Raw genomic sequence first — 13,399 nt, 5'->3', positions numbered from 1 at the left:
GAGAGAGGTGAAAGAATGAATGCAGAAATGAACGAAGCTATGAATGAAGATTATAGGGTTGGTGCACCGGTATTTGATGATGAGAACTCTTTTGATGCTGGCACTTATGATGGTGAAACGATTGATAATGATGACATCACGTCTCCAGAGCCGGTTGCACAGCCCGTTGAAAAGCCTTCAGAGATTGTTCCTAGTATAGAACAGCAGCGTGTGGAGCAACAAGCCAAACAAGCTCGTGAAGCGCTTGTCAAGCTTTATGAACCCCAATCCCAGACACCAATGGTTGAAGGTGAAAATGCACCCCCAGACCTACGTGAGGACCCTGTTCGTTTAGTGGCGTGGATGTTAGATAAGATTCAAAAGCAAGATGCGTATATTAGGGAACAGAAAGAAGCGCTAAGACAAGCTGAGGAACAGCAGCAGCACGATATGCGTCTTGGTGAATTTTTTAATAATTCTGTTAAGTCGTTTCAAAATAAATCCAGTGATTTTGATGCCGCGGCAAATTTTCTTTATGAGGCACGCGCAAAGGAATTGAGTTCTTGGTCATCACTTTATCCTGAGTATGGACAACAAAGCACAATAGATGCGATTATAAGAGATCAATTGCATGCGCTTGTAGCGACTTGTGCACAAAGAGATCTCAATCCGGCAGAAGAAATTTATAGAATAGCACAAAACCTTGGCTATCAGAACCAAGCATTACAAGTGAATAATCAAGTTGCAGAACTTCAAAGTCGGCAAAATTCTGCGAGAACCTTAACGGCATCTGGAGGAGGGGGGAGTGTTGGACCAATCACTTTAGCAAGCATTGATAGGATGTCAGAAGAAGAATTTGACGCTTGGATATCAAATCCGAAAAATAAAGCAATTTTTCGGCAATTGCATGGTGCTGGTAACGGGTATTAAGAGTGCATTTTTATAGAAATTAGCCTGTTTTATGCAGGGTTATGGTCCGGCTTTTAAGCCGGTTTTTTTACAGCAAAGAAAGGTAAAATCAATGGCATTAACAACAGTTAGAGCAGATGATCCTCATGCGATAAGCACGTGGTCAAAATTATTAAATACAGAAGTTTCAAAGGCGATACCTATTGCCCCCCTTATAGGCAAGGGTTCAAACAGCATTATTCAACTAAAAACCGAAATGCAGAAAGGAAGAGGGGATTGTGTTACATTTAGCTTACGTACACAGCTTTTGGGACGGGGTGTTACCTCAGGACAGACGCTTGAGGGGAATGAAGAGGCATTACAATTCCTTCATGACAGACTATATATTGACGAACTTTCGCATGCAGTTCGTGTAGAAAATGAAGGTAGTATAGCGCAACAACGTACAACGTTTGATTTGCGTGACGAAGCAAAAGATGGCTTAGTTGATTGGTATGCAGATCGCTTAAGCTTGATGTTTTTCATTCAAGCTTGCGGATATACAGCAAGGACAATCTCTTTTGAAGATCGGATGATAGATATCGAGAATGTGCATTATGGATTTAATGAACCTCTTGCACCAAGTAGTAAGCGAATTATCCGTCCAGATGAGAAAACCAAGGATGAAGATCTAAGTGAAGCAGACAAACATAGCTTTAGTTTGAAGCTTATTGATGAAGCTGTAAAAATGGCAAAACTTGCTAATCCCAAAATTCGACCAGTGCGTGTGAATGGGGAGAGTGTTTATGTACTCTATTTGCATCCAACACAAGTGATGCAATTGCGCACCAATACAGAGACTGGTCAATGGCTTGATATTCAGAAAGCTGCTTATACCGGTTCGCGTTCCAAAAATCCAATCTTTGATGGTTCTTTAGGCATGTATAATGGTGTGATTTTACGTGAATCTGAACATGTTACCCATGGTGTTAACTCGACAAATCGTGCAGCGAAAAAAAGCGTGCGTCGTGCTGTTTTTCTTGGAGCACAAAGTATCGTTATGGCTTTTGGGAACAATCGCAATGTCAATCGCTATCAATTGGTGGAAGAGCATTTCGACTATCAACGTTACTATGGTTTGTCTGCGAAAACACTGATTGGCATGAAGAAAACCCGTTTCAAATTTCCAAATAGCTCTCAAGCAGCGCAAGATTTTGGAACGATTGTTATCCCCACCTACAGTGGTGAACCTGATAATTAATCATAGGGAGAAAACAAGACATGGCAGATCAATTACCACCTCCATTACAGGGAAGAAATCTTCACACCCAACAGGTGAGTTTCTTACGTTTGAATATCTCGCATAAAGATAAGCATCTTACGGAAAAAATCGGAATTTTGCCTCGTGGCGCTTTGATCACTTCGATGAAGGCTTTTGTCAAGACCGCGTTTTCTGAGGCAAAATTAAAGATAGGCAGCACCTATGGAGGCAATGAGTTCAGTGAAAAAGACATCAAAGCCCAAGGCACGCAAGATTTTACGCCAACAGATCAAAAGTCTTTTGTTGCAGATGATAAGGAGATGACCCTTTATGCAACACGAGACAAAACCACTGATGCTGGTGAATGTATTGTGGTTGTGCAATTCGTGACAAATCATTGAGGGGATAAGACATGGCAGATTATTTACCACCCCTTGCAAGGGAGAAGTCTTCATACGCAGCAGGTAAGCTTTTTGCGGCTTAATTTTAGCTATGAAGATAAAGAAAACGCTATGAGAATAGGTACGCTACCTCGTGGTGCTTTGATTACTTCGATCAAAGTATATGTTAAGACAGCATTTTCGGACACGAAGGTAAAAATAGGCAGCACTGCTGGAGGGACTGAGTTTGGGGAAGCAGAAATCAAACAGCAGGCAGTCAAAGAAGTTAAGCCCACCAATCAGAAGGAATTTGTCCCTTATGATGAAGAACTTACTCTCTATGCTAAAGCGGACAAAACGGTACAAGCTGGTCAAGCAAGTATAGTCGTTGAATTCGTAACCAATCACTAAAATTGAGAGGAGATATCTATTAACTCCTCTCAGTTTATGAATTAGCAGATTGTACAGAGAGTTGTAAATTAAGGGCAGATAAGACAGCGACTAAGGTAGAAAGTTTAGGGTCACCTGTTTTGCTTAAAGAGCGGTATAATCCACTGCGTTCTCGATTGGTTTCTTTTGCTAAAGCACGCATATTTTGAGAGCGAGCAACAATACCAATGGCATCCGCTATATGAGCAGCATCACCAGTTTTGAAGGCTTCATTGAGAAATGCTTGTTGTACTTCAATGTCTTCAAGATATTCTTCTGGTTTAAATGGGGTTATTTTCATCACTGTACTCCTCTTTTAACTTTAATGCTTGTTCGATATCCCTTTTCTGCGTTGATTTATCTCCACCGCATAACAAAAGGATAAAATCAGAGCCTTTTTGGATAAAATAAATTCGATAACCAGCACCATAGTGGATACGTAATTCACCTATGCCATTAAAGAATTTAACATCACCGAGAAGACCTTGTTTTAAGCGTATAACACGTTGAAGAATAATAGCCTTAACGCTTTTATCTTTAAGTTTCTTAAGCCAAGTATCAAATTCTATCGTTTTATGAATAAACACCATTAGTGTACTGTAATACACATAATGTATAATGTCAATAATAATATTCCTCACAGAAAGGTATTTTGATGACACGTCATTATATTCGGGTTAAGACCGGAGGACCGATACCTGTAAAGCGAGATGTTTATCGTCATAAGAGAACACTTTCGCACTTAGTGTCGGTCATTCAAGATATAATACTAAAAAACACAATAAAGTCAATAGGTTGTGTGAAATTATTTTATATGAATCCACTCAAGAATCCATCTTTTTATGCATGATTCATTTGACCATTTTTTATATAAGATTGCCATGGATGAATAGACTGTAAAAAGCAAATCATGATGCAAATATTATAACGCATGTAAACGTTCAAATGAAATGAAAAGCAGATATCATTCATAACAGTTCATAAATTTTATGGTACGTTTTTATCACAGCACAAATCACATTATTTAAAAATTTAGTCGTTTGAAAATATCGATAACATAAATTGTATAGGTTTAAAAAATGGTATGAGTTTTGCTCTTTTTTGAGCTAAACCTTCAAAGGAATAATCGTTTGAAACGGTCATAAGCTTATAGGTTTAGTTTATAAAGATTGCATAAAAGGATTTAAAGACAAGATCGATTTTATAACCACGGTATTTTTTACCGCGGTAGGAAATAAAGGTCATGAAATTCAAAACGCTATATCTCATGAAATGAAAAGCCTTTTAATGAATAGATTGCAGGCTAGTCTTTAAGAACGGAACTATTCGCTTCCACAAAAAAATGGAGGCAAATAATGCCATGGCAGTAGAATAACTATCTACTTTAGATTTGGTACTAAAAACGTTTTAAAAGTTATAGTTTAAAAATACGAAACCAAAAGAGCTCTTTCCAAATTTGGGGGCAGCTATTAAGACAAAGATAAGCAAACAAACTTCAAAACCATTGTAACATCATAAGGTATGGGTTTTTACTCAATTTTGAGTCAAAAGCTGTAATATTTAAGAATGCTCTATTCTAAGATAATGCCTCCAAAAATGGACCGGCTAATATTTAAAGAAATTAGGTTTTAATGAAAAGTACAAATACGCTTATGAGAACCTCTTTAAGTGCACGTTTAAACGTTTGAAACATAAAATGAGATCTTTATAAGAAACGTTAAAACTCTTTTTTATTACAGTTATAACTTAGTTATCATTTGCTCTTAAGAACGTTTCATTTATGAAAAACGAAGATCTAGATTTCACAGCAGAGCAAAATCTTAAAAACCTTACACTTTATAAAAGCGTTTGTTTATTTATCTTATGAAAAGATGCTTTTGAAAACTAACGCTCGTAAATGTAAAAAGAACGTTTTAAAAAAGACATTAGTCTAATAGGCATTTGCTTTTGATTGGATTGATAAAGCTACCGAGCGTTTTGATAGGTTTGATACGTTTGATAGCCATAACAAGCGTTTTATAGGCTCTCTCATTCAAATGAGTGATTAAAGATCATATGCATCATTTACATTCCTTTTGATACGTTTTCATATCTCTCATAGAGCGCTTGCAATATGATACGTTTTGTATATATGCACTGATTACTCCATTGTGGATGATTCATTTTAATCAATAAAAAACGCTATTTGAAAGCCGCGTCATATCACTTGGCACGGCTTTCTTTTATGAATGCTATCTTTTATGATATGTGTATTAAGCAATGCATTTTATATGCGTTTATAACCATAAAGAAGGCACGTCCCCCACGCCGTTCTTTATTCTGTTTTATCAGTTATATTGACAACATTATCCCTTTCATACACCTCACAATTTTTTGGAACCAACCTTACTTTGCTTTTTTTATTGATTTTTGCATTGCCATAAGCACGCCCCCAGATCGTTGCACAATATGAGATTTTAGCATTGCCATAAACAGAGCCATAAATCTCACAAGAGCCACTCACACAAGCATTTCCATAAACCTTGCCATAAATTTTAGCACGACCATTAATAACAGCATAATTATAAATTTTTGCATGGCTATAAATGCAAGCAGAGCCACAAACCTTGGCATGACCATAAACGCGTGCATAACTAAAAACCGTAGCATCATAAGAAACATGCGCATGATCATAAATATGAGCATCAGCAAGAATGCGGGCACTACCATTCACATGAGCATACCCATAAATATTGCCATAAACATGAGCATTGCCATAGACAAAAGCATGGTCATAAACTTTAGCATATTGAGAGATAAAAGCTTTTCCATAGACCTCAGCATTGCCATAAACTTGACCACAGACTTGCGAATAATGCCGTATTTTTGCATCATCATACACCCTTGCATGACCATAGACACAAGCCTCATCATAGACCCAGCAATTGCCATCATGGGATAGATTAGCTTCCTTTTCAATAAAGCCCCCTAAATCCCCAGCCTTAACATCATCGAAATTTTTTAAAGCACGAATGCGGTAAAGATTTATAATATTTCGAGTAAGTGCATGTTTGATTTTTTTAATTTCACTGGTTAATTCGTATTTTTTGCACATAGGAGTACCCTCACAATCTAATGTGATAAACGTTTTCTAAAATTTGAAATGGAAAATTGGATTGGAAAGCAGGCGCCCCCACAACGCCCATGCTTTATTTAAGCAGCTTCATTTATGGTTTTGTTATTATTACCAATATCATCATAAATTTTTTGATTGCCATCAACTATAGCATTGCCAAAGATTTTTACTAAGTAACAAACATATACATTGTCAGAAACGACGGCATTATCGTAAACATGAGCAGCCCAATCAATACGAGCAGAGCCTAATATTTTTGCATTGCCATAAACAAAGCCCCTTACATAAGCATTATCAGCAATTTTCGCATTGTCAGAGATTTTTGCATCAAAAATGATATTAGCTTTATTACAAACAAAGGCATTGTCATAAACTTGACCACGAACGATAGCATTGTCATTAATTTTTGCATTGCCATACACATGAGCATTTGCACCGAAAATCCATGCATCATCATTAACAACGGCATTGCCATAAACTTTAGCATTTCTATTAATACAAGCATTATCATGTATTTTTGCATTGTCAGAAACGACAGCTTCCCAAAAAACGGTAGCATTATCATAGACCCAGCAATTGCCATCATGAGAGAGATTGCTTTCATTTTCGATAAAACCACCTAAATCACCAGTCTTTACATCAGCAAAATCTCTAATGGCTTTAATGCGGTGTAAAGTATGACCAGCCACACAACGCGTTTCATTCGTAAATTCGTATTTTTTTGTTATAGGTAAAGAGACACAAGCGTCATCAGAAATTTGAGATGCAAGATTAATCGTTTCATTGTCTTCAATACGTGTATACCAATTAATAAAAGCATTCCCATAGACTTTTGCATTGTCTCTTATAACAGCCTTATCACATACAGCGGCGTTATTAAAAACATGAGCATGTTTGTAAACAAAAGCATATCCAAAAACCAAGGCATTATCATGTATTTTTGCATTGTCATAAACACTAGCAAAATCAAATACCTTTGCATTATCACAAACCGTTGCATTATCGAAAACACTAGCATAATTAAAAACAGTAGCATTATCAGAAACAAGAGCATTATTATAAACACAAGCCTCATTAGCTACCCAGCAATTACCATCATGTGATAAGTTACTTTCCTTTTCAATAAAGCCGCCGAGGTCGCCCGCCTTTACATCAGCAAAATCTCTAATGGCTTTAATACGGTGTAAAGTATGACCAGCCACACAACGCGTTTCATTAGTAAATTCGTATTTTTTAGACACAGTTATAGCGTTCATAGGTAACTCCCTAAGTTCATATTTGATAAATTTAAAAATGAAATGTTTAAAAGAGGGGCGCCCCCGCCGCGCCCGCGCATTATTTACGCAGCGTCTTTTATAGACTGGTCATTATAGACAATTTCTTTACTACAGACTTCAATATTATTGCGAACCCAAGTGTCACCTTTAATGACCGCATTGCGAAAAATCTTTACATTTGGAAAAATACAAGCATATCCGGAAATTTTCGCATTATCATAAATTTTTGTATCATTAAAAACACAAGCGTAATAATGAACATGAGCATTACCAAAAATATGAGCATCCGGATAAATACGTGCAAAGCCATACACATGAGCATTGCCATAAATATTGCCAGCCACAACCGCCTTGCCATAAACCCTTGCATTTTCATAAATACAAGCAATATTATTCACATGGGCATACCCACTTACAACGGCATTATCGTAAACCCTTGCATTGCTATAAACCTTGGCTTTACCGCCGACCCAGCAATTGCCATCATGTGATAAATTACTTTCACCTTGTATAAAACCGCCTAACTCACCTTTTTTGACGTTTCCAAAATCTCTTAAAGCGCGAATTCTATGAAGAGTTTTAAAGCCAACCTCTATTGTTTCACCTGTAAATTCGTATTTTTTTACAGGCTCTTGTTTATTAACAGATGCGGTTTCATTTGAAATGTTAGAGGAAATTGTATTTTGGGAATTTTTCATTTTAAATTCTTTCTAATCAAAATTGTTTTTCAATTGACACCCTAATGGGCGCCGGGTGTTGAAAAACACGGTGATTAGTCCGTCGTCACACTTTTCTCATAAAGAGTATTGTATGGTGTGACCACACCCGACATAATCATTATATGCCATTTAAAGCATAAAAGACAGTCAGTTTTTAAAAACTTTGGAAAGGCTGTTTCGTAGCCTTATCCGCTAATCAAAAGTGTTTTTCATCACTTGATTATTTATATAACAAAATACGTATTTATTGTCAATTAATATTTTATCTTTTTTGATATTTTTTTTGTATTTTTTAAATACGTTGTGTATTGATAATATCTTATGCTTATTAATTGCTTCTTTTATATTTATGTGCTTTTAAAGATATATTATATGCTTTATGAAACGATTGCGTATTTTCTGAATCTATACATTTATAATATTTAGAAACGCTCTCATAATGCGTATTTTAAACTTTATAACCTGTCAATTTTGTTGCTAAATAAATTTTAAGATTTCTGTTAATTTCTTTTAATAACACATTTTAGACTTAACAGCCTTTATAGGGACTGTCTTTATAAACAAATGCTTCCATTTGCATTTTTGCTTTCTCTATAGTTGTTATGTTCTTTATAGCCATGGCATCATTTTTCATGTTCATAAGAGAAATGATAAATAGGATAATTGTGATTTATTGCTTGTTATGAAAACATCTCAATAGAAACTGATCATTATAGAGATGAGCAAAATCCCTTTTAATAAACTTTTGTCAGTCTTGTCAGTTCTTTTTAGAACCTATATCATTTTTTTAAATGAGAGAAAATTAAAATCGTTATATTTCAATAAGTTAAGTTTTATCAATTTTTCAAAATACAACTTATTAAAACAGCCATAACAAATAAATACAACTGTAAATATATATTTGTCAGTTTATGTCAGTACATTGAATCGACAAAATAGATTATTTTAGTGAGTGATTAAAATGTGCTTTATGAAAAGCATATGCTCCTTTAAAGCCTTTCAAAAGATAGTTTGTAACTCATAAGAAGTGCTATCAAGATCATTATGGTTATGAGTTTTGAAGATTTTGAGTATTTTGAGGGTTCCTTTTACGCCCCTTTATATATTATTTTTCAATCAAAAAATAAAAGTTATTATATTTCAATATGTTAATGTTTTAAATAAACAACCAATATTACATACAACACGTAAATACAATCTGTAATATATATAAAAAGGATTTTTGAAGGTATTTTGAGGGTGTGAGAAACCTTCAAAACCTATAAGTAATATAAGAAAATGAATATACATAACTCTCTTTAAACAAAGCTATCATTTTAGATTACGGTATAACCTCTTAAAGGCAATGTAAAAAAATTTAATTCACTTTAGATAGGGTTTCTTAAAAGTCTTAAAGGCAATCCAAATAAAAGTATCTAAAAGTGCAAGTTTCTTCTTTTTAGAATAACGCATATAAGCACTCTTTTTAAAGATTGTATGTAATCAACTTAACAAGAGAGGTATAGATTATGGTTATAAGCTCTATACCCCTTGTGAATTTAGCATGCCTATCATGTGAACATGCTTTATAAGTTATTCAGTTTCTCTTAATACCAAATTTGGTAAGTTTTTTACGATTTTCATTGTCTCTAAACTTACGGTAATAACTCTCTGAAATAACTCTAGAGGGTAGGCAGGGTTGCCAACGGTTTCAACAGCATAGCGATTGGCATCATTAACAATGCCACTCTTTTTATCAGTCTTTACGCATTGACGCCCCATAACCCATTCAAGAGCGGGTTTACCATTGACGATATACTCATAAGCTTCTTTAGGGATATCTGTCATGGTAATATTGCTATTATAAATAACAGTGGTTTTATCTTTCTCTTTACCTGCTTTTGCAAATTTCATTTCAGTCACGTAATAGAATTTTTCAGGATTAGAGATCTTTGTTAATTTTGGATTACCCTTTTTAAAGGTCACTGGATAAGGTTCTACATCTTCATAAATCACATGCAAATGACCTAGTTCACGTCCTGCTGTTACAAATTTCCAAAAGTCATCAGCACTCTTTACACAAGGAATGCGAGGTAATTCTTTGCATAAATTATCAGCATAACGAGAGCGATAATCTTCCGAATGAAGCAAACCGTAAACGTAATAGAATAGATCATCTTTAGTGATTTTTTCATTAGGATAAGCGGCTTTAAAATGTGCTAGCCCCTCATCAGTAATGGCATCACGTCTCTGTAAACCAGATGTTGTGTTTTTCTCTGTAGAATTTGCAAATAAATGGGATTGTTTTTCACTTTTATTTTTTGAAACTAGAGTGTCTTCGTAAATATAGCGTGGAAAGCATTGACCATTATGCACAACATGAAGATCAAGTATAGACTTAGCTATCAAAACAGAAAAACCTGATTGAGTTCCCATGCCTGAAATTTGTATTACCTTATTTTCAACCGCTCGTCCTATCGGAAATATATGCGGCATTTTATAAACCATTTCATTAAAGCTGCGATTATAATAAAGCCATTGTTGTGCAAATGGACGATAAAGACTTTGCATGAGATAAGATTCTTCAAATTTGAAGCTCTTTCCTTTTGCCAATTCTTGTTTAAGAGCGCGACTCCAACTTATTTTTCTTTCATCAGCATTAACAAAATTGTCTACAGTTTTAATACGTGTTTTACCGTCATTATGTGTATAAGCACCATTAAAATGCTCCACTTCACTATTGTAAAAAGCAATCATATTACTCATATTCTTCGCGAGAGTTTCACGACTTGAATTGTATGCCCAAGCATCCCGACTCGTCATAATACCGCGAGAATAAGTTTCAAATAGCTTTTTATCATCCCCTTTTTTAACACCTAGAGCTAGGAATGTCTTGAAACTGTCATCACGTTGATTGATCCAATCACCGTACTTGTCTGGTGTAATTATTTTCCAACCGTTTTCAAGTGTAATACCACCAACACTACCAAGGTATTGAAGCATCTCAAGTTTTTTTCCGGTGGAAAGATTATCTCCAATATCATGATAGTAAATTTTACAATCTCCAGAAACATTGGGATTTTTAATAAATAATGTTACGGCAATACCCGTCATACTACCATTGCCGAAAATATTCTCACCTTCTTGAGCGTTATTTTTATTCATCATATTTTTACGGATATCACCTCGTAAATTAAGTACATAAATACTCGTAAATTCTTTGGCTAAAGATTTTCGTAAACTATCCATTGCTGGCTTTTCTATATAGCTTGAACCAGAAACAAATCCGATTACCCCAGCATCAGCAATACGGTCACTCGCCCAACGAATAGCACGTATATAACTGTCATAAAGCGCTCGTATATTACTTGCTTTAGATTGAGCCGCATAAGTTTCACTGATCCGTTTATCTAATATCGGGTAGGGAGTGTTCTTTGCATTATCATTTTCATTTTTTTGTCCTACCGAATAAGGAGGGTTACCAAAGATAACTTTAATATCCAGTTTCTTTTGATGCTCCAAATATTCACTGTTTTCTTTAAATAATTTTTGCAGCAGATTCTTCTCTTCAAGCATCCGAAACGTATCAGTCAAACCAATATGTTTGAAAGGAATGTACTCTCCTTTCATGATACTATGATAGGTCGATTCAATGTTAATCGCTGCTATGTAATAGGCAAGCAAGACAATCTCATTGGCATGGATATCATGACGGAATTTATATTCCATATCCTCTGGTTTGATGAGATTGGATTGTAAAAGCCGTGTGATAAAGGTTCCAGTACCCGTAAAAGGGTCAAGAATAGAAACACCCCGTGATCCCAAGCTTTTTCCAAACTCATTACGCAACACATCATCAACAGAATGAATGATAAAATCAACAACCTCAACGGGGGTATAAACAATCCCAAGCCTATCCGTGGTTTTCTTAAATGCCTTGGCAAAAAAACTTTCATAAAGCGTAATAATAAGATTTTGCCTTGCTTGTGGTGTGGTAATCCCAGAAGCACGAAGCCTTACACTGTTATAAAACTCTTGTAACTCCTTGGATTCTTCATCGATATTCGTTTTATCGAGTTCTGTTAAGATTTTTTCCATGGCTTGCGAAATGGCATTGTTCTGTACAAATTCATTGCCCTCAAACAAGGCTTCAAACACAGGACGGGTGACAAGATGTTGTGCTAACATCTCAATCGCTTCCTCTTGTTTTATTTCACTGTTTAAGTTGTTCTTTAATTCCTTATGAAAGGCATCAAAAGCATGAAAGGCTTCACTGTTTTCATCAGCAAGCAGGTTTTGAAGATGGGTGATATGGTTTTGAGCAATCTCAGCAACATTGCCCGCCCAATTTTCCCAATAATCCGCAATAGCAAATTTCTTCGCAAGAAGGGTTTTCAAAGCATTGGGAAACTCTTTATAAAAAGGTAATCTTCCTGTTACGCTATGAATAATTTGTGGTTCATGAGCGGCTTTTCCAATCTCAAGACCCATATGTTCTGATTTTTCATGGATATGGAGTTTATCCTCAACCGCGGTCATGCTCTTTAAAGCGCCAATCTCCAAAACATCACTAACGTCTTGACCTAAAATCATCTGGTTAAGGGTGATTTCAAAATTCTCATCATGAGCAAGCAAAGCATTGATCACTTGCCAGACCACCTTGTATCTTTTGTTGTATTTTAAAGCCTGTTCAGCAGAAACCCCAGCCGGTACCCCAACGGGTAAAATGATGTAGCCTCTCCTTTTACCTCGTGCACGCCGCATGATACGCCCCACCGCCTGTATGATATCCACATAACTTTTCCGCGGGTGTAAAAACATGATCGCATCAAGAGCAGGAACATCAACACCCTCAGAAAGACAGCGTACATTGGTTAGCACACGACACGTATTTTCCCCCGCATCTTCCTTAAGCCAATCAAGGGCTTTATGACGCGTTTTGGCACTTTGGGTTCCATCAATATGATCAAAGGTACAGTGAAGCGGCGGGGTATCTTTATAGACCTTATGAAGATTAAATAATTCTTTCTGTATTTCTTCAGAATTGAAGGTATCACGGATACGTTCAGAAGTTTTGATATCTTTGCAAAAAGCCAAAGCCCGCCGCATGGGATTAGGGTCATCATTTAAATCAACTTTTAGATCTATTTTAGCAAGGGCTTGATAACAGCCTATGATCTTGGTTTTATCATCAAGGATAAGTTCATAATTCTCATCGGTCATCAGATGTTGAATGGATTGACTCACTTCCTCTTCATTAATCCCCAAAACAATAATCTTATAAGGTGCAAGCAATTCATTCTGAACGGCTTTTGAGAAAGTATAGGTATAAAGCTCTTTTCCATAGAGCTCTTCATCATCCATAGACGCTA

9 protein-coding genes and 1 pseudogene are annotated in these 13,399 nt (G+C 35.8%); 4 read left to right on the top strand and 6 right to left on the bottom strand.

All coding sequences use genetic code 11. From position 1 onward, the window contains the following. The first annotated feature begins 15 nt into the window (after positions 1-15). The 4 genes and pseudogenes from ACFIO3_RS03525 (at position 16) to ACFIO3_RS03510 (ending at position 2,919) form a co-directional block, all read left to right on the top strand. The gene (locus tag ACFIO3_RS03525; protein ID WP_375704115.1) at positions 16-909 is read left to right on the top strand and encodes a hypothetical protein; all 894 of its coding nucleotides are present in this window, start codon (positions 16-18) and stop codon (positions 907-909) included. A 91-nt stretch (positions 910-1,000) separates the two neighbouring features. Beyond that, a complete protein-coding gene (locus ACFIO3_RS03520) occupies positions 1,001-2,128 on the top strand; it encodes a N4-gp56 family major capsid protein (protein WP_375615330.1) in 1,128 nt (375 codons plus the stop codon). Between the two features lie 20 nt (positions 2,129-2,148). Continuing rightward, positions 2,149-2,529, top strand: coding sequence for a hypothetical protein (locus ACFIO3_RS03515; RefSeq protein ID WP_252619690.1), 381 nt, complete (start codon positions 2,149-2,151; stop codon positions 2,527-2,529). Between the two features lie 11 nt (positions 2,530-2,540). Then, positions 2,541-2,919 (top strand): annotated as a pseudogene (locus ACFIO3_RS03510) (hypothetical protein). A 34-nt stretch (positions 2,920-2,953) separates the two neighbouring features. Here the strand turns inward: ACFIO3_RS03510 and ACFIO3_RS03505 are convergent. The 6 genes from ACFIO3_RS03505 to ACFIO3_RS03480 all read right to left on the bottom strand — a co-directional run. Then, complete coding sequence (locus tag ACFIO3_RS03505) at positions 2,954-3,238, bottom strand: addiction module antidote protein (protein WP_375606621.1); 285 nt, start codon at positions 3,236-3,238, stop codon at positions 2,954-2,956. Continuing rightward, entirely contained in the window at positions 3,219-3,527 is a 309-nt protein-coding gene (locus ACFIO3_RS03500) for a type II toxin-antitoxin system RelE/ParE family toxin (RefSeq protein WP_375606620.1), read from the bottom strand. The genes ACFIO3_RS03505 and ACFIO3_RS03500 overlap by 20 nt, the downstream gene beginning before the upstream one ends. Before the next feature lie 1,724 nt (positions 3,528-5,251). Then, a complete protein-coding gene (locus tag ACFIO3_RS03495) occupies positions 5,252-6,031 on the bottom strand; it encodes a hypothetical protein (RefSeq protein ID WP_375704114.1) in 780 nt (259 codons plus the stop codon). 98 nt (positions 6,032-6,129) lie between these two features. Continuing rightward, the gene (locus tag ACFIO3_RS03490) at positions 6,130-7,308 is read right to left on the bottom strand and encodes a hypothetical protein (RefSeq protein WP_375618860.1); all 1,179 of its coding nucleotides are present in this window, start codon (positions 7,306-7,308) and stop codon (positions 6,130-6,132) included. 83 nt (positions 7,309-7,391) lie between these two features. Beyond that, on the bottom strand, positions 7,392-8,027 hold the full coding sequence (locus ACFIO3_RS03485; RefSeq protein ID WP_375704113.1) for a hypothetical protein: 636 nt from the start codon (positions 8,025-8,027) through the stop codon (positions 7,392-7,394). 1,593 nt (positions 8,028-9,620) lie between these two features. Next, the coding region (locus ACFIO3_RS03480; protein ID WP_375704112.1) for a type ISP restriction/modification enzyme at positions 9,621-13,399 on the bottom strand (3,779 nt) is incomplete at its 5' end.

The organism is Bartonella sp. AD328YNZD, from assembly GCF_042196425.1.
This window is presented reverse-complemented; position numbering and strand designations above follow the sequence as displayed.

Coding starts and splice junctions, on each gene's coding strand:
- ACFIO3_RS03515 (WP_252619690.1), top strand. CDS start 2,149: ATGGCAGATCAATTACCACCTCCATTACAGGGAAGAAATCTTCACACC.
- ACFIO3_RS03520 (WP_375615330.1), top strand. CDS start 1,001: ATGGCATTAACAACAGTTAGAGCAGATGATCCTCATGCGATAAGCACG.
- ACFIO3_RS03505 (WP_375606621.1), bottom strand. CDS start 3,238: ATGAAAATAACCCCATTTAAACCAGAAGAATATCTTGAAGACATTGAA.
- ACFIO3_RS03495 (WP_375704114.1), bottom strand. CDS start 6,031: ATGTGCAAAAAATACGAATTAACCAGTGAAATTAAAAAAATCAAACAT.
- ACFIO3_RS03485 (WP_375704113.1), bottom strand. CDS start 8,027: ATGAAAAATTCCCAAAATACAATTTCCTCTAACATTTCAAATGAAACC.
- ACFIO3_RS03500 (WP_375606620.1), bottom strand. CDS start 3,527: ATGGTGTTTATTCATAAAACGATAGAATTTGATACTTGGCTTAAGAAA.
- ACFIO3_RS03490 (WP_375618860.1), bottom strand. CDS start 7,308: ATGAACGCTATAACTGTGTCTAAAAAATACGAATTTACTAATGAAACG.
- ACFIO3_RS03525 (WP_375704115.1), top strand. CDS start 16: ATGAATGCAGAAATGAACGAAGCTATGAATGAAGATTATAGGGTTGGT.